We start from the raw sequence: 22,535 nt of genomic DNA, 5'->3' as shown, positions 1-22,535 counted from the left end.
CTCCGCTTCCTAGTGGTGCGCCTTCTACTGCCGCGCCGCGGCCCGTCCCAGCTGCTCCAGCGTGGCCGTCACCGCCGGCACCTGGGCCAGGTCGGGCAGGGTGAGCGCGACGATCTCGCGCCGTACGGCCGGCTCCAGCGTCATCGCGCGGGCGCCACGGGGCCGTACGGAGTCGATCGCGAGCTGGGGCAGGACGGCGACGCCGAGGCCGGCGCCCACCAGACCGACCACCGCCGGGTAGTCGTCGGTCGCAAAGTCGATGCGGGGCGTGAAGCCCGCGCTCTCGCACACCTGGACCAGCTGGCCGCGACAGCGCGGGCAGCCGGCGATCCACGGCTCGGCGGCGAGGTCGCCGATGGCGACGGACTCTGCGGACCCGATGCGCGCGAGGCGGTGGCCCTCGGGGACGAGGGCGACCAGACGGTCCGTCAGCAGCGGCCGTACGACCAGGTCGTCCCACTCGCCTTCGCCGGCTTCCCCGGCTTCGCCGGTGCCGCCGCCCTTGGCGCGTTCGTAGCGGAAGGCGAGGGCGATGTCGCAGTCGCCCTCGCGGAGCAGCTCGACCGACCGCGGCGGTTCGGCCTCCTCCAGGGAGACGCGGGTGCCGGGGTGGGCGGCGCGCAGGGCGGCGAGGGCGGTCGGGACGAGGGTGGAGCTGCCGCTGGGGAAGGAGACCAGGCGGACCCGGCCGGCCCGCAGGCCCGCGATGGCGGCGACCTCCTCCTCGGCCGCGGTCAGCCCGGAGAGGATGCCGGCCGCGTGCCGGACGAGGGCCTCGCCCGCCTGGGTCAGGCGCATCGCGCGGCCGCTGCGGACCAGCAGGGGCGTGCCGACGGACGCCTCCAGGGCCTTCATCTGCTGGCTGACGGCCGGCTGGGTGCAGCCCAGCTCGCGCCCGGCCGCCGAGAAGGAGCCGGTGGCGGCCACGGCGCGCAGGACGCGGAGATGACGGGCCTCGATCATATGGCGAGCATAAGCGAACCTTGGGTGTGGGCGCGAATAATGCGTCGACACTTTGACATCCGGTCGCTTACCGTGGCGGACATGAGGCTTCTGTCAGTCAACCTGGGCCGCGCGAAGGCCGTGCCGTACACCGATCAGCCGCAGGGGCTGACCGGCATCGACAAGCGGCCGGTCGAGGGGCCGGTGCGGGTCTCGGCGCCGGGCCCGAAAGGGGTCGGGGCGAGCGGTCTGGCCGGGGACGCGGTGTGCGACCTGCGTCATCACGGCGGCGACGACCAAGCGGTGTACGCCGTCGCGCGTGAGGACCTCGACGACTGGGAGCGCGAACTCGGGCGCCCGCTGGCCGACGGCGCGTTCGGCGAGAACCTCACCACCACCGGCCTCGACGTCTCGGGCGCGCGGATCGGCGAGCGCTGGCGGATCGGCTCCGAGGTGGTGCTGGAGGTGAGCGCCGGGCGGATACCGTGCGTCACCTTCCAAGGTCATGTGGGTGAGCGGCGGTGGGTCAGGCGGTTCACGGAGAAGGCGGCCACGGGCGCGTACCTGCGGGTGATCGTGCCGGGTGAGATCCGCGCGGGGGATCCGGTCGAGATCGTCCACCTGCCGGATCACGACGTGACGGCCCGGATGCAGTTCCGGGCCGTCACCACGCACCGGGAGCTGCTGCCCCGGCTGCTCGCGGCGGGCGAGGCGCTGCATTCGGAGTCGCTGGCCGCGGCACGGAAGTACGTGGCGGAGTCCGGAGGCTGAGCCGAGGTCACGGCCCGGACGCTCACGGGGCCTCCATCTTCGGGAGGGCGCGTGCAGAGAGCGGACGTGCGCACTCCGGGTCACTAACCTTGCGCCATGACAACGGCTCTGATTACGGGTTCGACCGCGGGCATCGGCGCCGCGTTCGCGCGCAGACTGGCGGCGGACGGGCACGATCTCGTCCTCGTGGCACGGGACACCAAGCGGCTGCGCGAGCAGGCGACCGAGTTGCACGACCGGCACGGCATCGAGGCGGAGGTGCTGACGGCCGACCTCGCGACGGACGAGGGCATCGAGGCGGTGGCCGCCCGGCTCGGCGACCGCAAGAACCCCGTCGACCTGCTGATCAACAACGCCGGCTTCGGCAACAAGGGCCGCTACCTCGACGTGTCCATGGCCGACGAACTGAAGATGCTCAAGGTGCACTGCGAGGCGGTGCTGCGGCTGACGTCCGCCGCGGCGACGGCGATGCGGGAGCGCGGGCGCGGGGGTGTCGTCAACGTGGCCTCGGTGGCGGCGTTCGTGCCGCGCGGGACGTACGGGGCGTCCAAGGCGTGGGTCGTGCAGTTCACGCAGGGCGCGGCGAAGGATCTGACGGGCAGCGGGGTGCGGCTCATGGCGCTGTGCCCGGGGTTCGTGCGCACGGAGTTCCACGAGCGGGCCGGGATGGGCACGGACAACATCCCGGGCTGGATGTGGCTGGACGCGGACAAGCTGGTCGCGGCGGCGCTGGACGACCTGGCGCGCGGGAAGTCGCTGTCGATCCCCGACCCGCGCTACAAGGCGCTGATGGGGCTGGTGAAGGTGACGCCCCGGTCGCTGCTGGGCGGGATCAGCTCGAAGACGGGACGGAAGTACGGGCCCCGGTAACCGGTCTCGGTAACAACCACCCTGGTGGACGGGTGGCGTCGGCGCTCCGGTGGGAAAATGGGTGTGACGGGGACCGGACCCAGGGGGGCCGGAGGCGGCGTCATGACATTCGTACAGCTCATCGACTGCAGGACCAGCCGGTTCGACGAGATGGACCGGCTGATGGACACGTGGGTCGAACAGACCAAGGGGAAGCGGACCGCGACGCACGCGGTGGTCGGCAAGGACCGTTCCGACGCGTCGCACTTCATCGAGATCGTGGAGTTCCCGTCGTACGAGGAGGCGATGCGGAACTCGAACCTTCCGGAGACCGACAAGGTCTTCCGGGAACTGGTGGCCCTGTGCGACGAGATGCCGACCTTCACGGATCTCGACGTCGTACGGGACGAGCAGTTGTACGCGGAGACCGCACGGCGGTTCTTCGCGACCGTGGCGGTGCGGGGTGAACTGCCGCCGCTCGACGGACTGCTCGCCGAGGACTATCACGACCACGATCCCGCCAACGAGCAGGACACCATGGGCATGGACGCGATGCGGCGGGAGGTCGAGATGTGGCGGGGCGGCTTCGACTTCGCCTTCTCCCTCGAAGACCAGATCGGCCAGGGCGACCGCGTGAGCAACCGGTGGACCTGGAGTGGGACCCACAAGGGCGACTTCATGGGGATTCCGGCCACCGGGAAGCAGGTCACGATGACCGGGACGACCGTCTTCCGGTGCAGGGAGGACGGGAAGATCGTCGAGGGCTGGTGGCAGTACGACCGGCTCGGGCTGATGGGGCAGCTGGGGGCGCTGGACGCGCTGGAGCGGTAGGGAAACCAGCGGTAAGCGGTAGAAGAAACCCGGGAAACGCCGAGGCCCGGCGCCCCTTGTCTGCAGGGTGCCGGGCCTCGGTACGGCCGTTTTACGCCGTGTTACTACCGTGTGTTACCGCGGTGCGTCAGTGCGCGTGGCCGTGGCTGTGGCCACCGGCGGCCGGCTCTTCCTCTTCCTTCTTCTCGACGACCAGGGTCTCGGTCGTCAGGAGGAGGGAGGCGATGGAGGCGGCGTTCTCCAGGGCGGAGCGGGTGACCTTGACCGGGTCGATGACGCCGGCCTTGACCAGGTCGCCGTACTCGCCGGTGGCGGCGTTGAAGCCCTGGCCCTTGTCGAGCTCGGCGACCTTGGAGGTGATGACGTAACCCTCCAGGCCGGCGTTCTCGGCGATCCAGCGCAGCGGCTCGACGACGGCGCGGCGGACGACGGCGACACCGGTGGCCTCGTCGCCGGTCTTGCCCAGGCCGCCCTCCAGCACCTTGGCGGCGTGGACCAGCGCGGAGCCACCACCGGAGACGATGCCCTCCTCGACCGCGGCGCGGGTCGCGGAGATGGCGTCCTCCAGACGGTGCTTCTTCTCCTTCAGCTCCACCTCGGTGGCGGCGCCGACCTTGATCACGCACACGCCGCCGGCCAGCTTCGCGAGGCGCTCCTGGAGCTTCTCGCGGTCCCAGTCGGAGTCCGTGTTCTCGATCTCGGCCTTGATCTGGTTGACGCGGCCGACGACGTCCTCGTGGTTGCCGGCGCCGTCGACGACCGTGGTGTCGTCCTTGGTGACGGTGACGCGGCGGGCGGAGCCGAGCACGTCGACGCCGACCTGGTCGAGCTTGAGGCCGACCTCTTCGGAGATGACGGTGGCGCCGGTGAGGACGGCCAGGTCCTGCAGCATCGCCTTGCGACGGTCACCGAAGCCCGGGGCCTTCACGGCGACCGCGTTGAAGGTGCCGCGGATCTTGTTGACGACGAGGGTGGAGAGCGCCTCGCCCTCCAGGTCCTCGGCGATGATCAGCAGCGGCTTGGAGGAGTTGGTCTGGATGACCTTCTCCAGCAGCGGCAGCAGGTCGGAGATGGAGGAGATCTTGCCCTGGTTGATGAGGATGTAGGGGTCCTCCAGGACGGCCTCCATGCGCTCCTGGTCCGTCACGAAGTACGGCGACAGGTAGCCCTTGTCGAAGGCCATGCCCTCGGTGAAGTCCAGCTCCAGACCGAAGGTGTTGGACTCCTCGACGGTGATGACACCGTCCTTGCCGACCTTGTCCATCGCCTCGGCGATGAGCTCGCCGACCTGCGTGTCCTGGGCGGACAGCGCGGCGACGGCGGCGATGTCGGACTTCTCGTCGATCGGGCGGGCGGTGGCCAGCAGATCCTCGGAGATGGCCTTGACGGCCGCGTCGATGCCCTTCTTCAGGGCGGCCGGGGAGGCGCCGGCGGCGACGTTCTTGAGGCCCTCGCGCACGAGCGCCTGGGCCAGGACGGTGGCGGTGGTGGTGCCGTCACCCGCGATGTCGTTGGTCTTGGTCGCCACCTCCTTCACCAGCTGCGCGCCGAGGTTCTCGTACGGGTCGTCGAGCTCGACCTCACGGGCGATGGTGACACCGTCGTTGGTGATGGTGGGAGCGCCGAACTTCTTGTCGATGACGACGTTGCGGCCCTTGGGGCCGATCGTCACCTTGACCGTGTCGGCAAGCTTGTTGACGCCGCGCTCGAGGGCGCGACGGGCGTCCTCGTCGAACTTCAGGATCTTCGCCATGGGAGCGGTTCAGCCCTCTCGGAAAACGTGGGAACGAACTGCGCCCCCAGCGCCCGGCTTCACAAAGTAGCGGGGGCCAGGGGCGCAGTTCACTGCAAAACTGGGTGAATTACTTCTCGATGATCGCGAGCACGTCGCGAGCCGAGAGGACGAGGTACTCCTCGCCGTTGTACTTCACCTCGGTGCCGCCGTACTTGCTGTACAGGACGACGTCGCCGACCTTGACGTCGAGCGGCAGGCGCTCGCCGTTCTCGAAGCGGCCCGGGCCCACGGCGAGGACGGCGCCCTCCTGGGGCTTCTCCTTCGCGGTGTCCGGGATGACCAGGCCAGAGGCGGTGGTCTGCTCGGCGTCGAGCGGCTGGACCACGATGCGGTCCTCGAGCGGCTTGATGGCAACCTTGGAGCTGGTGGTCGTCACGATCCGACCTCCCCCTTCGGAGATCTCACGGGGTTAACTGTCTGAGGTGGCGACCAGGTGGATCCGTCGTCGCGGGTGCCGGACCTGCCCGTCGCGTAGTTGGCACTCTCATCTGCCGAGTGCCAGAGCTGAGACTATGACTGCGATTAGCACTCGGTCAAGCGGAGTGCCAATGCCCGCGGCGCGTCGGCGGGATTTCCCAGCTGGCGTGAGTGTCCTTGGGAGTCCGGAGTCGGAGTGACCGTCCATGGGGGCTGCCGCCCCCGAACCCCTGCTTCGGCCTGGACGGCCTCGTCCTCAAGCTCCGGACGGGCTGATTTTTCGTACCGTTCGTCCATGAGTTCTCGTTCCTCGTTTGCCGACGGCTGCGTGCTTGCGGTTCTGCTGCTGGCGGAAGTCGCCTTTGGGCTCATGTTCGCGCTGGTGATCGCGATGGCCGGGCATCCGACGGGGATGCTGGTGTGGCTCGGCGTGATGGCGCTGGCCGCCCTCGGGGCTGCCGTCCTCCTGTTCCGTGATGGTCATCCGACCACCGGAGCGGCGCAGGCGACGGCCTCGCTGTTCCTCGTCGCCCTCATGGCGGTGATGTGGCCCCGGTGACCTACAGGTAGTCCTCCAGCCGCGCCACCGTGAACCCCTGCTCCTGTACCCGGCGGAGCAGCCGTGTCGTGCGTTCCCTCATGCTCGGGCCCGTTGCCCCGTCTGGGGCCACGGCGATGATGTCGCCGGGGTGGAGGCGGGGGGAGCCATGGGTGTAGGTGAGGTCGGCGGGGCCCATGGAGGCGCGCCACAGGACGATCGCCGCGATGCCGCAGTCGGCGGCGGCGCGGCGGGTGGTCGTGTCGTAGGTGCCGTAGGGCGGGCGGAAGAGGCGGGGGCGCAGGCCGAAGCGCGCGCGGAGTTTGTCCTGCTGGCCGCAGATCTCGGCCCGCTGGCCGGCGTAGGGCAGGCCGCGCAGGGCCGGGTGGTCCAGGGTGTGGTTCTGGATGTTCGCGCCGACGGACCGGAGGCGGGCGAAGTGGCCGTAGCCGGGGCCGACCACGCTGTCCGTCAGGAACATGCTGACCGGGAGGCGCAGTTCGCGGACCATGTCGACGAAGCGTGGGTCGCGTTCGGCGCCGTCGTCGTAGGTGAGGAAGACGACCTTGTCGGCTGTCGGGACGTGGTCGACGACCGGGGGGAGGCTCGCGCCGGGGCTGCCTGCCAGGGAGCGGGCGGCCGGGTGGGCCGGCGCGGGGGCCAGCGGGGCCGTCAGGCCCCAGCGACGGTACGGGGCCTGGCCGGCCGGGCCGGGTGGGCGGACCCGTGCGGCGGCCTTCTTGCCCAGCCGCTCGATCGGGTCGACGGACTGGGCGCAGCCCGTCAGGCCCGTCAGCGCTGCCAAGGTCGTCAATGTTGCCAGGATCAGCAGTGCGGCCGGCCGGCCCCGAGTCCTCACAGGTAGTCCTCCAGCCGTGCCACCGCGTACCCCTTCTCCGTGACCTTGTTCAGGAACCGGCGGACCATGTCGGGCATCGTGCCCTTCCAGGCTCCGCGACCGCGGAAGTGGCTCAGGACGATGTCGCCGGGGTGGAGGTCCTGGTCCCACTCCCGGTACTCCCAGTGGTCGACGAAGACCTCCTCGTCCCAGAGTGGGGCGTAGCGCACGCCGCAGGTCTTCGCGGCACGCAGGGTGTCCTGGTCGTAGCTGCCGTAGGGCGGCCGGAAGAGGGCGGGGCGCTTGCCGTAGCGCTTCTCGATCACGTCCTGCATGCCGCAGATCTCGCGCTTCTGACGGGCGTAGGAGAGGGCGGGCAGGTAGGGGTGGTGGAGGGTGTGGTTGTTCAGGACCGCGCCCCGGTCCTGCAGCTTCTTGAAGTAGCCGTAGTCGTCCTTGACCAGGGAGTCACTGAGGAAGGCGGTGTACGGGATCTTCAGGGCGCTCATCATCCGCAGGAACGCCGGGTCCTTCTCGGCGCCGTCGTCGATGGTGAGGAAGACGACCTTGTCCTTGGTCGGGATCGTGGTGAAGACCGGGGGAAGGCCGAGCTTCTCGTGGTCGTCGACCTCGAAGCCCTCGCGCGTCGTGATCTGCGGTTTGTGCGCGGGCCGCGCCGGGGGTGTCAGCGGGGCCTTCTTCAGGCCCCAGTGCTTCGCCGCGCCGACCCGGGCCTGCTGGGCGGCACGGAGCCTGGAGGCGTACAAGTGCAGAGCGCGGGCCGGGGGTGCCTCGGGAGGCACCGCCCGGGCCGGTTGCTGGCCCGGCGCGGGGCTGTTCCCCTTGCCTCCCCTTCCGCCGGTCCCCGTGCCACCTCCGGCGCAGCCCGTCGCGATGGCGGCCAGGGTGAGGACGGCGGCCGCGCTCCGGATTCCCGCGAACCGGAGCCCCGCGTACCGGATGTCCGTGCGCCGATCCGGCACCCCGGAACAGCCACCCTTGTCATCATTTTGTACGACAGGTCCCATGGCGCCGGATCCTCGCAGTCACCGCCCCGGAAGCCCGCCCGACACCTCCGCCGCAAGCACACCGTCCACCGACTGGCCCACAATGACCCGGTGAACGACCTCGCCCCCCTCCTCACCCCCGAGGGCCACGCCCTCCTCGACGCCGTGCGCGGCACCGCCCCCGCCGACGAGCTCGCCGTCGCCACCCGGCTGCGCCGTGAGCACCCCGCCGACCTGGTGTCCGCTGCCCTGGGCCAGGCCCGGCTGCGGCAGCGGGCGGCGGCGAAGTTCGGAACCGAGGACGCCGAGCGGATGTTCTTCACGCCGAACGGGGTGGAGCAGTCGACGCGGGCGAGTGTCGCCGGATACCGGGCCGGGCGGATGAAGGCGCTCGGCGTGACCTCCGTCGCCGACCTTTGCTGCGGGATCGGCGGCGACGCGATCGCACTGGCCCGGGCCGGGATCCGGGTCCTGGCCGTGGACCGTGACCCGTCGACGGCTCACGCGGCGCGCGCGAACGCCGACGCGCTCGGGCTCGCCGATCTCATCGAGGTGCGGGAGGCGGACGTCACGGACGTCGACACCAGCGGCTACGACGCCGTGTTCGTCGATCCGGCGCGACGCGGTGGGCGCGGGAGGATCTTCGATCCGGAGGCGTACTCGCCGCCCCTGTCGTGGGCGGTCGGGGCCGCCCTCGCCGCGCCCCGCGCCGCCCTGAAGATCGCGCCCGGCGTGCCGCACGAGGCGATCCCCGCCGAGGCCGAGGCCGAGTGGATCTCGGACGGCGGGGATGTGAAGGAGGCCGTGCTGTGGTTCGGGACCAGCGAGCCGGGGGCCGTCCGGGCGACCCTGCTGCCGGGGCCTCGGACGCTGCTCGGCGCCGGTCTGCCCGACCCGGAGGTCCGGCCGGTCGGGCGGTATCTGTACGAGCCCGACGGTGCCGTCATCCGGGCCCATCTGGTCGCCGACGTGGCCCGGGAGCTCGACGGCGGGCTGATCGACGCGACCATCGCCTACGTCACCGCCGACGCCCTGCGCCCCACCCCGTACGCCTCCGCCTACGAGATCACCGACCGGCTCCCGTTCAACGTCAAGAAGTTGAAGGCGCTGCTGCGGGAGCGGGAGGTCGGAATCCTCACCGTGAAGAAGCGGGGGTCGGCCGTCGAGCCGGAGGAACTGCGCAAGAAGGTGCTGCCCAAGCCGCAGGGGCCGAACTCCGTGACGGTGTTCCTGACGCGGGTGGCGGGGGCGCCGACGATGCTCGTCGGCGCCCCCGCCTGACCTGCCGTTACTGCCGTTACTTTCCGTTACTGCCGCTGGAGCGTCTTGAGCGGTGCCAGGTTCGGCTGGTGGTCGCCGACCGGGGCGGAGCGCTGCACCGTGGCGGCGGCCTGGCCGTCGTCGTTGCCGTCGGTGCGCGCGGCGAGGGCACTCGTCGACGCACTCGCCTGCGTGCTCGGCGGGATGACGCCGTTGTAGTACGGGTAGTACGTGAAGTAGGCGCTGCCCGCGCTGATCGTGGTGCCCGCGGTGTTCAGCTCGGCCGGGGAGATCGAGCCGGTGCCGCCGAAGGCCACCGCGGAGTTGACGCTGGCGGTCTCACGCTGGAGGTAGTTGTTCACCTCGGGCGACAGGGCGGTGGAGCTGGTGGTCCACAGGACGGGCCCGAAGACGTTCATCGCCGAGGCGGCCGACACACCGTCACGCCAGGCGCCGGAGTAGGCGAGGCCGGTCTGGCTCGGCGCGGTCCACCAGAACATGGCTACGGCCACCGAGATGGACGCGTCCGTGGTGCCCGAGATCGGGTAGTACGAGTACGTCGACGGCCACCGCGAGAAGTCCGAGTGGGTCAGCGCGTACCGCGCCGCCGAACCGACCGTGATGATCATGGTCTTGTCCGGGTTCAGGCTGTTGAGGTACGACTGCACCGACGCGGGCAGCTTGGTGCCGTTGGTGAGGACGACACCGCCCGCGCTGGCGGAGCCGTCGGAGCCGGCCGCTGCCGCCGCCGAGAGGGCCGCGCGGTACTCGGTGCCGCCGGCCAGGAAGACGTACTTCGGGGCGGAGCTGATGGTCTTGGACACCATGACCGAGGTCGCGTAGGGGTCCGCGCCCGTCAGCCGCACGGGCGTGTAGCCGAGCGCCTTCACCTGGGCGGCGACCGTGTTGTCGAGGACGGCCGCGCTGCCGACCAGGTAGACGGGCTTGCCCGGCTTCAGGGTCCGCTTCAGCTCGTTCTTCGTCGTCGAGGACAGCCCGGTCTTCTGTGTCATCAGCACCGGGCCCTCCTTACGGCCGGCCAGGGCGGGCGCGGTGACGGCGTACGCCGGGCTGTCCTGGTTGACCAGCACCGCGGACTTGGCGTCCATCAGGCCGGGCTCGCTGTGGCCGATGGTGTTCCAGGTCCAGCGGGAGGAGGCCGTGGCCGTGAGGTAGGCGTTGGCGCCCCAGACCCGGCCGGTGCCGTTCTTGCGCAGCGGCTGCCAGTTGGGGTGGTCGCCCGTGGCGGTGTTCCCGACCTTGGTGAGTTCGCCGGTGGCCAGGTCGACGTACTCGGTGGTGTGCACGTCGGCGCTGTCGGCGGAGGTGTGGGCGTCGAAGACGATCCGCTTGCCCGTGGGTGACCAGGACGGGTTGGCGAACCGGCGCGGGCCGGTGGTGAGCTGCTTGACGTCGGTGCCGTCGGCGTTCGCCGTGAAGATCTGGGGATTGCCGTCGGTGTCCTTGCGGACGAACGCCAGCTTGGTGCCGTCCGGGGACCAGGCGGGCTGCTCGGCGTCGGCCACGGCGAGCTTGACCGTCTTCGCGACGCTGTCGTAGACGTACACGCCGGCATCGGCGTTGCAGCTGCCGGTGCGGCGCTCGAACGCGACCAGGCCGTTGACGTTCACGCTCGGCTCGGAGTCGCAGACGGTGGCCGGCTCCAGGTTCGCCGGCAGCAGCGGGCCGGGCGCCCACGAAGCGTCGGAGGGACCGTAGGCGAGCTGGCCGCCGCTGGCGAAGACGACGAAGCGGCCGCCGTTCCAGAAGGTCAGATCCTCGTACGGGGCGCTGGAGCGCAGGCCCTGCGCCCACGGCAGGGTGATCTTCTTGGTGCCGTTGGGCAGGACGCTGGAGATCTGGCCGGACACGCTGACCAGACGGCTGCCGTCCGGCGCCCAGGTGGCGTAGCTCCCCACGTTGGGGATCCGGCCGGCCGTGCCGGTGGTGGCGTCGATCACGCCACCACCGTCGCTGAGGATCCGGCCCTCGGTGCCGGGCCAGGGTCCGGCGTCGTCGGCGACGGCGCCGGATGCGGTGACCAGGGTGCCCGCGGCGGCGAGCACCACCACGGTGGCGAGCGCCGCGGTACGGCGGCGCGTGAACAGTCTCAAGTTGTCGACCCCCCAGGGATCACAAAAATGTCGATAGACATGTCGATGGAGCCGCGCGCGGGCCGGGTCGGCGTCGTTCCCCCGTCGCCATATCCCCCGTCGACCACACAGCCGTTTCACAGCGGCTGGGTCACTTTAGTGCGCATCGGACACAGGGGGAACGGAATATCGAGCCACAACTGTTCGACATTGCACGGGTTTTGGGTCGGCCGGTTCAGGTTGGCCGGCATGCGTCCGCCCGCGTCCGCAGCAGCTCCCGTTCCCGGGCGTTGGCCGTCAGCTCCGCCGCGCGTTCGAACTCCGCCCTCGCCTCCGTCGTCCGGCCGAGACGCAGCAGCAGGTCGCCGCGGACGCTGGGGAGGAGGTGGTAGTCGCGCAGGGCCGGTTCGGCGGCGAGGCCGTCGACGATCTCCAGCGCCGGCCCCGGGCCGTCCGCCATCGACACGGCGACCGCGCGGTTGAGTTCGACGACCGGGGACGGGGCGCGGGCTGTCAGCAGGCCGTACAGGGTGGCGATGGACGCCCAGTCGGTGTCCTCGTAGGTGTGGGCGTGCGCGTGGCAGGCGGCCACGGCCGCCTGGAGGGCGTAGGGGCCGGGGGCGCCGGTGGCCGCGGCGCCCGCGCGGTCGAGGGCGGCGATGCCACGGGCGATGAGCCTGCGGTTCCAGCGGCGGCGGTTCTGGTCCTTGAGGAGGACCGGGGTGCCGTCGGGGGCGGTGCGGGCGGCCGTGCGGGAGGCCTGGAACTCCAGGAGCGCCGTCAGGCCGTGGACCTCGGGCTCCTTCGGCATCAGTGCCGCCAGTTGCCGGGCCAGCCGCAGCGCGTCCTCGCACAGCGCCGGCCGCAGCCAGTCGTCGCCGGCGGTGGCCGCGTACCCCTCGTTGAAGATCAGGTAGATGACGTCGAGGACCGAGCCGAGCCGGGCCTCGCGGTCGGGGCCGTAGGGCACCTCGAAGGCGATGTTCCTGGTCGCGAGGGTCTTCTTGGCGCGAACGATGCGCTGGGCGACCGTCGCCTCGGGGACCAGGAAGGCGCGGGCGATCTCGGGCGTGCCGAGGCCGCCGAGCAGACGCAGGGTGAGGGCGATGCGTGCCTCGGCGGACAGCACCGGGTGGCAGGCGGTGAAGACGAGTCCGAGCAGGTCGTCGTCGATGGCGTCGGGGTCGGCGGGCTCCTCGGGCGGGGCGGTCGTGGTCTCCAGGTCGCGGCCGATCTCCTGGAGCTTGCGGGCGTAGTTCTCCCGGCGGCGGACCAGGTCGACGGCGCGGTGGCGGGCGGTGGCCGTGAGCCAGGCGCCGGGGTTGTCCGGCACCCCGTCGCGCGGCCACTGCTCCAGTGCGGCGACCAGCGCGTCCTGCGCCAGCTCCTCGGCGATGCCGACGTCCCGGACGACCCGGGCGACGGCGGCGATGACGCGGGGCGACTCCAGGCGGAAGACGGTCTCGATGGCGGTACGGGGGTCGGAGGCGGCACGGCGGGCCGAGGCGGGCCGGGGGTCCGAGGCGGGCTGTTGTTCCACAGCCCACCATCGAACACCCGGCACGTGCTCAGACCAAGGAGCACGCCAGGGGAGGCACCGGGGAACGCTCAGCCCTCGGCGATCTCCCGCACCTCGCAGGTCACCGTCCAGAAGTCCTCGTGGACCTTCAGGAAGCGCTTGGCCCACTCGATGGCCTCGGCCTGGTCCTTGCACTGCATGATCGCGTAGCCGCCGATGGCCTCCTTGGTCTCGGTGAAGGGGCCGTCGGTGACGGAGATCTTGCCTCCCTCGTAGCGCACCCGGGTGCCCTGCGATGTCGGGGTCAGCCCCGCGGTCTCCAGCATCACGCCGGCCTTGGTGATCTCCTCGATCAGCTCCCCCATGCGCTGCATCAGCTCGGGGCTGGGGCCCTCGGCGGGCGCGTTGTTCTCGTCGATGCGCACCAGCGACAGGTAACGGGGCATGGTGACTCCTCATGACGTCCGGACGGCTCCGGCGGGCCGGGTCCTTCCCGGCCTCTCACTCCTGCGTCGAACGGCGGGCGGCCGGATCGACACCTCGCCGGAGATTTATTCGAGCGACTTCCACAGCTCGCTCGCCGCCGGTTCCTCGGCCACCACCCGGTTGGGGTCGGAGGGGGCCGTCACGACGGGCATGGTCACCGTCCTGACGCCGTCGGCCGCGAGGCCCTTGAGGCTCTGGCCGAGTTCCATCAGCGCGGAGAGGGAGTTCAGGCCGGTGTCCGTGGTGAGGCTGCCGGTGATCGCGTCGGCGACCTCGTACAGCTTGGCGGGGCTGGTGAGGAGGTCGGTGGAGGCGATCTGTTCCAGCAGGGCCTTCACGAGCTTCTGCTGGAGGCCTATGCGGCCGAGGTCGCTGCCGTCGCCTATGCCGTGCCGGGTGCGGGCCAGGGCGAGGGCCTGGGTGCCGTTCAGGTGGTGGGTGCCGGCCTTCAGGTGCAGGTGACTGTCGTCGTCGTCGATGTCCGCGTCGGTGGTGACGGTGACCCCGCCGAGCGCGTCCACGAGCGTCGCGAAGCCCGAGAAGTCGACCTCGATGTAGTGGTCCATGCGGACGCCGGTGATCGACTCGACCGTCTTGACGGCGCAGACCGGACCGCCCACCGAGTAGGCGGTGTTGAACATCGCGCCGTACGCCACGGCCGTCGAGCCGCCGTCGGAGAGCGGGCAGGAGGGGCGGGTGACGAGGGTGTCGCGCGGGACGCTGACGACGGTGGCGGACGTGCGGCCCGCGTCGATGTGCACGACCATCGCCGTGTCGGAGCGGGCGCCGGTGCTGTCGCCGCCGCCGAGTGCCTGGTTCGCCTCGCCGCTGCGCGAGTCCGAGCCCAGCACCAGGATGTTGACGGCCTCGGTGGGCAGCGGGGAGGCGGACGCCGAGCCGGACGGGGCGGGGGTCGCCACCGCCTTCGCGGGGCGGTTGTCACCGAGCGCGTTGTCGATGTCGACGCTCTCGATGTTGCCGTTGAGGTGCCAGTAGGCCCAGCCCGCCGTGCCGATGCCCACCACCAGGGCGGCGGCCAGTGTCAGGCCGGCGGCCTTCAGCGCTCTCGACCGCCGGCCCACCCGTCTGCCGCCGTCCGGCCCGTTCGCGTCATGTCTCACCACGTCTCCCGTCACAGGGGGAACGTAAGTCCGAGTTATGAGCGAACTGTTAGGAGAGGGGATGCGAGCCGGATTTCTTGTGGAAATCTCATATTTCCCAGCCTGGGGTCAGCCCGGGATCAGCCCAGCGTCACCGTCGGCACCGGGTTGCTGCCGCTCCAGTTCGCGTTGAACCCGAACGACACCGAACCGCCGTCCGGGACCGTCCCGTTGTACGAGGCGTTCGCGCACGTCACGGCGGCGCCCGACTGGGTGCACGTGGCGTTCCAGGCCTGGGTGATCTGCTGGCCGGCGCCGTAGGTCCAGGTCACCTTCCAGGACGACAGCGAGGCACCCGAGCAGGAGATCGTCACGTTGCCGGTGAACCCGGTGTTCCACTGGCTGCCCACGCTGTACGCGGCCGTACAGGCACCGGTCGGCGGAGGCGTCGTGGTGCCGCCGCCGAGCGCCTCGGAGATGCCGTAGTACGCCGGTTTCGGCGCGTAGTTCGCGTCGTACGGCGTCGCCGCCCCCTGCCCCGGGAAGGTGCTCTCCACCCAGGAGTCGGAGTCGGTGAAGCCCCAGACGGTGAGGTTCACGCAGCGCGCGACGGCCACGCAGGCGGCCGTGACCGCCTTGTAGTCGGCCTTCTGCTGGGCGAGCTTGGTGCTGTCCGAGGGCAGCGTCATCCGGATGTCCAGCTCGGTGATCGCCACGTCTACGCCGAGGTCGGCGAAGCGCTGGATGTTCTGCTGGAGGGTGGAGGGCACCTGGCCGAGAACGAGGTGGGCCTGGAGGCCGACCCCGTCGATGGGAACGCCGCGCTCCTTCAGCGACTTGACCAGGTTGTACAGAGCCGTCGACTTCGCGCCCACGCCTTCCACGTTGTAGTCGTTGATGTACAGCTTGGCGGCCGGGTCGGCGGCCCGCGCCCAGGTCAGGGCGTTGGCGATGTAGTCGGCGCCGAGGCCGTTGTACCAGAGGGTCGAGCGGTAGGTGCCGTCCTCGTTGAAGGGCTCGTTGACGACGTCCCAGGCGGCGAGCTTGCCCTTGTAGCGGCCGACCTCGGTGTTGATGTGGTTCTGGAGCAGGGTGCTGAGCTGGGCGGACGTCCAGGTGCCGTTCGTCAGCCAGCTCGGGTTCTGGCTGTGCCAGACCAGGGTGTGGCCGCGCACCTGCTGGTTGTGGGCCTGCGCGAAGGCCACGATCTGGTCGGCCTCCGCCCAGTTGAAGGTGGACTGGGTCGGCTCGACGGAGCCCCACTTCATGGCGTTGCCGGGGGTCAGCGAGCTGAACTGCGCCCCGGCGATGTCGCCGTAGGTCCCGGTGAGCTTGGAGCCGGTGACCGCCGTGCCGATGACCTTGCCCTTGGCGGTGCCGAGGTCGCGCAGGGGGGTGTCGGCGGCCTGCGCCGCGGGCGCCGCGACGAGCAGCGCCGCGGCGGCGGTGGCCCCGGCGACCAGCGTGGTCAGCCAGGTGCGTGCGGAGAATGTTCTGGAGGATCTCATGGCGGGTGCCTCCGAAAGTTTCGGTCGTCCAACCGATTGACTTCGGAGGAGTGTGGAGGCGCCCACCACACCCGTCAATACGTCAACTTCCGGCCACGGCCGCCCCTAAGAGACCGGCGGCGCCCCCGTACTGCTGCGCACCACCAGACTCGTCGCCAGTTCCACCCGCGTCGCCGTCGGCGCCTCCTCGGACGTGGACCGCCCGAGTTCGAGGACCAGCCGGGCCGCCGCCTCCGCCATCTCCGTCAGCGGCTGGCGGACGGTCGTCAGGGGCGGCCCGACCCACCGCGCCACCGGCAGGTCGTCGAAGCCGACCACGCTCACGTCCTCCGGGATCCTGAGCCCCAGCTCACGGGCGGCCTCGTAGCAGCCGAGGGCCTGGAGGTCGTTGCCGGCGAAGACGGCGGTGGGCCGGTCGGGGCGGTAGAGCAGCTCGCGGCCCAGCCGGTAGCCCGTCTCGTGATGGAAGTCCCCGGTCTTGACCAGGTCCTGCTCGACCGGCAGCCCGGCCGTCTCCAGCGCGGCCCGGTAGCCGTCGATCCGGGCCCGGCTGCACATCATCTGCGGCGGCCCGCTGATCGCCCCGATCCGCCGGTGGCCCAGCTCGACCAGGTGCCGGGTGGCGGCGAGACCGCCCTGCCAGTTGGTGGCGCCGATCGACGGCACGTCCGCCCCCGGGTCGCCCGCCGGGTCCATCACCACGAACGGGATGGACCGGCTGGTCAGCAGTGCCCGCTGGGACTCGTCGAGCCCGGAGAGGACGAGCACGACCCCGTGCGGGCGGCGGGCGGCGACCTGGTCGGCCCAGGTCCGCCCGGGCGTGAGTCGCCCCGCGCTCTCGCTGAGCACCACGCTCAGTCCGGCGTCCCGCGCCACGTTCTCGACGCCCCGGATGACCTCCATCGCCCAGGCGCTCTCCAGTTCGTGGAAGACCAGGTCGATCAGGGGGGACCGGGTCGCCTCGGCGCGGCGGCGCCGGTAGCCGTGGGCCCGCAGCAGGTCCTCGACACGGCTGCGGGTCGCGGGGGCGACATCGGCACGGCCGTTGAGGACCTTCGAAACAGTCGGTGCCGATACGCCCGCCTCGCGGGCGATCTCCGCGAGCGTCGCGGTCTGCGTCGGCCGCGCTTCTGTCCGCGTTTCCACGGGCTCCGAGGGTGTCATGGCGGCGATCGTATCCCCACGCGCCCCCTTGACGAACCCATGGGGACGCCATAGGTTCCCGGAACATTCGAAGCGCGTTACGAAACATTCGAATCCTTCGGGACAGGAGTCTCATGACCACCGCCTCCTGGCGTGACCCCGCCCTGCCCGCCGCCGCCCGTGTCGACGACCTCCTCTCCCGGATGACCCTCGAGGAGAAGACCGCCCAGCTGTACGGCGTGTGGGTCGGCGCCGCGACGGACGGCGACGGAGTCGCCCCGCACCAGCACGACATGACCGTCGACTACGACTGGGACGAGCTGATCAGCAGGGGGCTCGGCCAGCTGACCCGTTCCTTCGGCACCGCCCCCGTGGACCCGGCGCTCGGTGCCCGCGCGCTGGCGCTCGCCCAGCGCCGGATCGCCGCGGCCGGCCGCTTCGGCATCCCGGCGGTCGCCCACGAGGAGTGCCTGGCCGGCTTCACCGCCTGGCGGGCCACCGCCTACCCGGTCCCGCTGGCCTGGGGCGCCGCCTTCGATCCGCCGCTGGTGGAGGAGATGGGCCGGGCGATCGGCCGCGACCTGCGCGCGGTCGGCGTCCACCAGGGCCTCGCCCCCGTCCTGGATGTCGTACGGGATCCGCGCTGGGGCCGCGTCGAGGAGACGATCGGCGAGGACCCGTACCTGGTGGGCACGGTCGGCACGGCCTATGTGCGCGGGCTGGAATCGGCCGGGATCGTCGCCACGCTCAAGCACTTCGCCGGCTACGCCTCCTCGGCGGGCGCCCGCAACCTGGCGCCGGTGCGGGCGGGCACGCGCGAGTTCGCGGACGTCACCCTTCCCCCGTTCGAGATGGCGCTGCGCGAGGGTGGCGCCCGCTCGGTGATGGCGGCCTACACGGAACGCGACGGCGTGCCGGCCTCCGCCGACCCCGAGCTGCTGACCCGCCTTCTGCGGGAGGAGTGGGGCTTCACCGGAACGGTCGTCGCCGACTATTTCGGCATCGGCTTCCTGCAGACCCTGCACCGGGTCGCCGGCACCCGCGCCGAGGCCGCCCGTCTCGCCCTGGAAGCCGGCATCGATGTCGAGCTGCCCACGGTGAAGTACTACGGCGAGGCGCTGGTCGCGGCCGTGCGGGAGGGCGAGGTCCATCAGGAGCTGGTCGACCGGGCCGCCCGCCGCGTCCTGCTCCAGAAGTGCGAGCTGGGCCTCCTGGACGAGGACTGGCAGCCCGAGCCGGAGGAGACCGCCGGGTCGGTCGACCTCGACCCGGTGGCGAACCGCGCCCTGGCCCGCCGGCTGGCGGAGAAGTCGGTGGTCCTGCTGGACAACCCCGACGGCCTGCTCCCCCTCGCCCCCGACACACGCATCGCCGTGGTGGGCCCGAGGGCGGCGGACGCCCTGGCGATGCTCGGCTGCTACTCCTTCCCCTCCCATGTCCTCCCCGACCACCCCGAGGCGGAGCCGGGCATCGAGATCCCGACGCTGCTGGAGTCCCTGCGGGCCGAACTCCCGGACGCGAAGGTGACGTTCACGGAAGGCTGCGGGGTCTCGGACCCGGACCCGTCCGGGTTCACGGAGGCCATCGCGCGCGCCTCGGAGGCGGACGTCTGCGTGGCCGTGCTCGGCGACCGGGCGGGCCTGTTCGGCCGGGGCACCTCGGGCGAGGGCTGCGACGTGGCCGACCTGAACCTGCCGGGCATCCAGAGCGAGCTGCTGGACGCCCTGGTGGCGACGGGCGTCCCGGTCGTCCTCGTCCTGCTCACCGGCCGCCCGTACGCGCTGGGCCGCTGGCACGGGCGGCTGGGGGCGGTCGTGCAGGCGTTCTTCCCCGGGGAGGAGGGCGGTCCGGCGGTCGCGGGAGTGCTGTCGGGCCGGGTGAACCCCTCGGGCCGCCTCCCGGTGAGCGTGCCGCGCGTACCGGGCGGCCAGCCCTGGACCTACCTCCAGCCGCCACTGGGCCTGGCCGGCGAGGTCAGCAACCTGGACCCGACCCCGCTGTACCCCTTCGGCCACGGGCGCTCGTACACGGCGTTCATGTGGGAGGACTTCACCGGCCCCGACGCGGAGATCCCGACGGACGGCTCGTACGACGTGTCCGTCACGGTCCGCAACAGCGGGGAGCGGGCGGGCGCGGAGGTCGTGCAGCTGTACCTGCACGACCCGGTGGCGAGCGTGACGCGTCCCGACGTCCGGCTGATCGGCTACCGGCGGCTGGAACTGACGGCGGGCGAGTCGGCGCGGGTGACGTTCCGCTTCCACGCCGACCTGTCGGCGTTCACCGACCGTGCGGGGCGGCGCGTGGTCGAACCGGGCGCGCTGGAGCTGCGGTTGGGGACGTCCAGCGCGGACGCGCGGGAGACGGCCCGGCTGCGGCTGACCGGGCCGGTGCGCGAGGTGGGGACAGGGCGGCGGCTGCACTGCGACGTGGAGGTTTTGCATAACTGAGGTGCGGCCAGGGGGTGCCCGCGTGTCAGAATCCGCCGACCGTCCGGCCATGTGACGGGAACGCGACAGGAAGACCATGGACGCCCCCATATCCACAGAGGCAGAGGCAGACACAGACGCCGGCATTGGCACCGGCACCGGCACCGGCACCGGCGAAGACCGCAGAGCCCGTGAGTGGCTGCTCGGCCTCGCCATGCTCATGCTGGCCTGGCTGCCGAGGACGGTCGCCGGAACGGGCCTGGTCGTCGTGTTCTTCCTGTCGGATACCGGGTGGGCCGCGGCCGTGCCGCTGTTCCTGATGGCCACCGGCATCTCCAGGGCCGTCATGGCGGCACACGGCCCGCTGCCCGGCCGGGCGGTGCGCCCCGCCGACGAACCCGAGCTGGCCGAGTTGGTGCGGGACGTGGCCGAGCGGCTCGGCTTCCGCGAGCCGCTCCTCGTGCGGATCGTGCCCGTCGTCCAGGCGTCGCTGGGACCCGCGAAGGTCGCGGGCGTACGCACCCGCGTCCTCCTCCTCGGCCTGCCGCTCCTGCGCAACCTGACCGAGGCCCAGCTGGCGTCCGTGATCGCGCACGAGCTGGCCCACGAGCGGCACGTGGGCGACCGGCGCCACGACCTGCTGCGGTACTCCCGCGCCGTGCTCGCCGAGCGGCTCGACGGCCGCTTCCGTCCCCTCGCGCCCCTGGCCGCGCCCCTGCTGCGCGCCTCACAGCCCCTGCTCTGGCGCGCGGAGACGGCCGCCGACGCCGACGCCGCCCGGATCGCGGGCACCGAGGCCACCGCCGAGGCGCTGCGCCTGGCCGGCCTGCTGCATGCCGCGTTCGAGGGGCTCGGCGAGGGCTGGCTGTCGGCGCTGGCCGAGGAGGACACCTGGCCCGAGGACTTCTACGACGCCCTCGACGCCGCCCTGAGCGACCCGTACGTCGCCCGCCGGGCCGCCCGCGCCGCCGCCGAGGAGGACGCCGTCGACCCGTACGCCACGGCCGACCACCCGCCCCTCGACCACCGCGTGGCCGCGCTGCCCGCGCACGTCGAGAGCCCGTACGGCACGGCTCCGCTCACCCTGCGGACCGGGCCGGACGTCGAGGCGTGGTGCGTGCTGGAGCTGACCCGGCTGGACTGGGATCCGGGCGAGGGGCCGCGCGACGACGAGGTGAGTCCGGTACGCCTCCTCGACCTGCCGGACAGCCGCCTGCGCGAACTGGGCTTCGACACCCGCCTCGTCCTCCTGGACGCCGTCGGCGGCGACAGCTCGACGGAGGCGGTGGCGCCGGCCGTGGACGCCCTCGCCGACGGCACCTGGACCCGGCTGGCCCGCCGTATCGAACCCTCGTTGCGGTGGGCGCCGGCGACCGTCCGCCCGGCGCTCACCCGCAGCGTCCTGGCCGGTGCCGTGAGCCCGCCCTTCGCGGAGGTGCTGTGCACGGCGGGCTGGACGTACACCAGCCGCTGGCTCACGACGGTCGTCACCGCGCCGGACGACGGCCGGGTCGTCGACCTGCACGAACTGCTGGACCAGGCCGTGCGCGGCGGCGACCCCGAACCGGTACGCACCCTGTGGGCGTCCGCCGAACCGAAGGAGTGGGCCGTATGAGACTCCCCGGACCCGCCCTGCGCATGGGCCTCCTGGGCGTGGCCGTCACCCTCACCGGCTACGCCCTGTTCGCCGCCTGGCTGGGCCTGCACGCCCAGCGCTACGCCGACGCCCGCGACCGGGCCACGGCAACGGCCACGGGTGTCGTCGTCGCGGACGGCATCGGCGACGACGAGGACATCCGAGTGCGCTGGACGGATGCCGAGGGGCATGCACACGTCCAGCGTTTCCCGGTCTACGACACGGACCGCTACACCAAGGGCGCCCGCTTCCCGGTGGCCTACGACCCCGACGACCCGGCCCCCAAGGGCTTCCCGGCCGACGGGGACGAGACGGCAACGGAGGACGACCTGATCGCCCCGGTCGTCCTGGGCGGAGTGGCCGCCCTGCTCCTGACCTCAGTGTGGGTCTGGCGAGGCCTGCGCTTCCGCCTCCGGGTGCGGCGGCCCGGCCTCCCGATGACGGGTCGCGTCCGCTACGGCCGACGCCGGGCGGCATGGCGGGACCCGATGACGACCTGGATGTCGCTGACGGCCCCCGAGGACGCCCGCTACTGGCAGCGCGTCATGTGGCATCCGGTGCTCGACGAGACGTCCGGCGAGGTCGAGGTGAGCGTGCACCGCGCGGGCAACGGAAGTCTGAGCCCGGCCGCTGTCACGCTTCCCGACGGCACCCGGCTGGTCCCGCTCGGGAAGCTGCGCAGGTACCGGCCGATGTTCATGTCCTTCGACGACCACGACGCCGTCCGGGCCGACCTGCGGGACGCGTTCGTCCTCCCCGCCGACACCGTCGTACGCCCCGCCCGCCCGTGGTGGCGCGGCGCGGTGACCGCCGCGTCCGGCACCGCCCTCGGCGTCCTCGCGGGCTTCGTCCTGACCGACGCAAGCGTGGTCGCGGCGGTGGCCTTCGCCCTGTGCGCGGGAACGCTGCTGACGTCGGTGTGGGCGCTGTCGTCCCCTCAGCCGTAGAGCGCGGCGAGGAAGGCGGCCCAGGCGCCGGGGTCGAGGGCGAGGTGGGGAAGCGGCCCTCGGCGTGCACGTTCGGCACTTCTTCCGCCGCTACCGACCGCTCGTGACATACGCGACCAACGCCAAGGCGGCGGACGCGGCCATGAGCACCCTGAGCGGCCATGCCGTCGGTCGTTTCTTTCGCTCGGCCACCTCGACGACCGCCGACGCGATCCATACTCCCGCCAGAATCCCGTAGGCGAATCCACTGAAGTCAGCCACTGCGTCCGTGTCTCATTTCCGTCGCGGGTGTTCATCCGGGCCGCTCGGGCCGCGAGGGACGCCTCGGCCGGAAAAGAGCGGCAGAACACCGCCGTCGGGCCATGGCCCGACGGCGGTGTCTTCTTTCTGCTCAACGGCGACCGCTACTTACGGATCAGCTTCGCTTTC

The 22,535-nt window shown here is 71.7% G+C and carries 20 protein-coding genes; 9 read left to right on the top strand and 11 right to left on the bottom strand.

Annotated features, from left to right (window positions below; translation table 11 throughout):
* Positions 1 to 24: 24 nt before the first annotated feature.
* Positions 25 to 963 carry a LysR family transcriptional regulator gene (locus OG289_RS30850; protein ID WP_327317302.1) on the bottom strand — a complete coding sequence of 313 codons (939 nt, stop codon included), beginning with the start codon at positions 961 to 963 and terminating at the stop codon, positions 25 to 27.
* 81 nt (positions 964 to 1,044) lie between these two features.
* Between OG289_RS30850 and OG289_RS30845 the strand changes: the two genes are divergently transcribed.
* From OG289_RS30845 to OG289_RS30835, 3 genes are all read left to right on the top strand, one after another.
* Positions 1,045 to 1,713 (top strand): MOSC domain-containing protein, encoded by a 669-nt coding sequence (locus OG289_RS30845; protein WP_327317301.1) that lies wholly within the window; start codon positions 1,045 to 1,047, stop codon positions 1,711 to 1,713.
* Positions 1,714 to 1,809: 96 nt separating this feature from the next.
* The gene (locus OG289_RS30840; protein WP_327317300.1) at positions 1,810 to 2,583 is read left to right on the top strand and encodes an SDR family NAD(P)-dependent oxidoreductase; all 774 of its coding nucleotides are present in this window, start codon (positions 1,810 to 1,812) and stop codon (positions 2,581 to 2,583) included.
* Positions 2,584 to 2,685: 102 nt separating this feature from the next.
* Positions 2,686 to 3,393, top strand: coding sequence for an ester cyclase (locus OG289_RS30835; protein ID WP_327317299.1), 708 nt, complete (start codon positions 2,686 to 2,688; stop codon positions 3,391 to 3,393).
* A gap of 127 nt (positions 3,394 to 3,520) precedes the next feature.
* Here the strand turns inward: OG289_RS30835 and groL are convergent, their stop codons facing one another.
* Both groL and groES read right to left on the bottom strand, forming a co-directional pair.
* The gene (gene groL / locus OG289_RS30830) at positions 3,521 to 5,146 is read right to left on the bottom strand and encodes a chaperonin GroEL (protein ID WP_327317298.1); all 1,626 of its coding nucleotides are present in this window, start codon (positions 5,144 to 5,146) and stop codon (positions 3,521 to 3,523) included.
* Positions 5,147 to 5,255: 109 nt separating this feature from the next.
* The gene (groES, locus tag OG289_RS30825; protein ID WP_020132158.1) at positions 5,256 to 5,564 is read right to left on the bottom strand and encodes a co-chaperone GroES; all 309 of its coding nucleotides are present in this window, start codon (positions 5,562 to 5,564) and stop codon (positions 5,256 to 5,258) included.
* A 336-nt stretch (positions 5,565 to 5,900) separates the two neighbouring features.
* On the opposite strand from groES, the gene OG289_RS30820 reads away from it, so the two are divergent.
* Entirely contained in the window at positions 5,901 to 6,164 is a 264-nt protein-coding gene (locus OG289_RS30820) for a hypothetical protein (protein WP_327317297.1), read from the top strand.
* Position 6,165: 1 nt separating this feature from the next.
* On the opposite strand, the gene OG289_RS30815 is transcribed toward OG289_RS30820, so the two are convergent.
* Both OG289_RS30815 and OG289_RS30810 read right to left on the bottom strand, forming a co-directional pair.
* A complete protein-coding gene (locus OG289_RS30815) occupies positions 6,166 to 6,948 on the bottom strand; it encodes a polysaccharide deacetylase family protein (protein ID WP_442819107.1) in 783 nt (260 codons plus the stop codon).
* Between the two features lie 50 nt (positions 6,949 to 6,998).
* Positions 6,999 to 7,913, bottom strand: a complete 915-nt coding sequence (locus OG289_RS30810) for a polysaccharide deacetylase family protein (RefSeq protein ID WP_327320851.1) — start codon at positions 7,911 to 7,913, stop codon at positions 6,999 to 7,001.
* A 186-nt stretch (positions 7,914 to 8,099) separates the two neighbouring features.
* Here OG289_RS30810 and OG289_RS30805 point away from each other — a divergent pair, with 186 nt between their 5' ends.
* Positions 8,100 to 9,269, top strand: a complete 1,170-nt coding sequence (locus OG289_RS30805; protein ID WP_327317295.1) for a class I SAM-dependent methyltransferase — start codon at positions 8,100 to 8,102, stop codon at positions 9,267 to 9,269.
* A 26-nt stretch (positions 9,270 to 9,295) separates the two neighbouring features.
* Here OG289_RS30805 and OG289_RS30800 read toward each other — a convergent pair whose 3' ends face one another.
* From OG289_RS30800 to OG289_RS30775, 6 genes are all read right to left on the bottom strand, one after another.
* Positions 9,296 to 11,362: a cell wall-binding repeat-containing protein gene (locus OG289_RS30800; RefSeq protein WP_327317294.1), complete on the bottom strand. Its 2,067-nt coding sequence runs from the start codon at positions 11,360 to 11,362 to the stop codon at positions 9,296 to 9,298.
* A 214-nt stretch (positions 11,363 to 11,576) separates the two neighbouring features.
* Positions 11,577 to 12,881 (bottom strand): RNA polymerase sigma factor, encoded by a 1,305-nt coding sequence (locus OG289_RS30795; protein ID WP_327317293.1) that lies wholly within the window; start codon positions 12,879 to 12,881, stop codon positions 11,577 to 11,579.
* 68 nt (positions 12,882 to 12,949) lie between these two features.
* Complete coding sequence (locus OG289_RS30790; RefSeq protein WP_327317292.1) at positions 12,950 to 13,306, bottom strand: YciI family protein; 357 nt, start codon at positions 13,304 to 13,306, stop codon at positions 12,950 to 12,952.
* Between the two features lie 105 nt (positions 13,307 to 13,411).
* Positions 13,412 to 14,467 carry an LCP family protein gene (locus OG289_RS30785; RefSeq protein WP_327317291.1) on the bottom strand — a complete coding sequence of 352 codons (1,056 nt, stop codon included), beginning with the start codon at positions 14,465 to 14,467 and terminating at the stop codon, positions 13,412 to 13,414.
* Between the two features lie 119 nt (positions 14,468 to 14,586).
* The gene (locus OG289_RS30780; protein ID WP_327317290.1) at positions 14,587 to 15,954 is read right to left on the bottom strand and encodes an endo-1,4-beta-xylanase; all 1,368 of its coding nucleotides are present in this window, start codon (positions 15,952 to 15,954) and stop codon (positions 14,587 to 14,589) included.
* Between the two features lie 105 nt (positions 15,955 to 16,059).
* On the bottom strand, positions 16,060 to 17,118 hold the full coding sequence (locus tag OG289_RS30775) for a LacI family DNA-binding transcriptional regulator (protein WP_327317289.1): 1,059 nt from the start codon (positions 17,116 to 17,118) through the stop codon (positions 16,060 to 16,062).
* A gap of 113 nt (positions 17,119 to 17,231) precedes the next feature.
* On the opposite strand from OG289_RS30775, the gene OG289_RS30770 reads away from it, so the two are divergent.
* From OG289_RS30770 to OG289_RS30755, 4 genes are all read left to right on the top strand, one after another.
* Positions 17,232 to 19,544: a glycoside hydrolase family 3 N-terminal domain-containing protein gene (locus tag OG289_RS30770; protein ID WP_327317288.1), complete on the top strand. Its 2,313-nt coding sequence runs from the start codon at positions 17,232 to 17,234 to the stop codon at positions 19,542 to 19,544.
* A 76-nt stretch (positions 19,545 to 19,620) separates the two neighbouring features.
* The gene (locus OG289_RS30765) at positions 19,621 to 21,138 is read left to right on the top strand and encodes a M48 family metalloprotease (protein ID WP_327317287.1); all 1,518 of its coding nucleotides are present in this window, start codon (positions 19,621 to 19,623) and stop codon (positions 21,136 to 21,138) included.
* A complete protein-coding gene (locus OG289_RS30760; RefSeq protein ID WP_327317286.1) occupies positions 21,135 to 22,106 on the top strand; it encodes a hypothetical protein in 972 nt (323 codons plus the stop codon). Before OG289_RS30765 ends, OG289_RS30760 begins: the two co-directional genes overlap by 4 nt.
* Positions 22,107 to 22,209: 103 nt before the next feature.
* Complete coding sequence (locus tag OG289_RS30755; protein ID WP_327317285.1) at positions 22,210 to 22,344, top strand: hypothetical protein; 135 nt, start codon at positions 22,210 to 22,212, stop codon at positions 22,342 to 22,344.
* Positions 22,345 to 22,535: the final 191 nt, after the last annotated feature.

The sequence above is a fragment of the Streptomyces sp. NBC_01235 genome, from assembly GCF_035989285.1.
In the GTDB taxonomy this organism is placed as follows: domain Bacteria; phylum Actinomycetota; class Actinomycetes; order Streptomycetales; family Streptomycetaceae; genus Streptomyces.
This window is presented reverse-complemented; position numbering and strand designations above follow the sequence as displayed.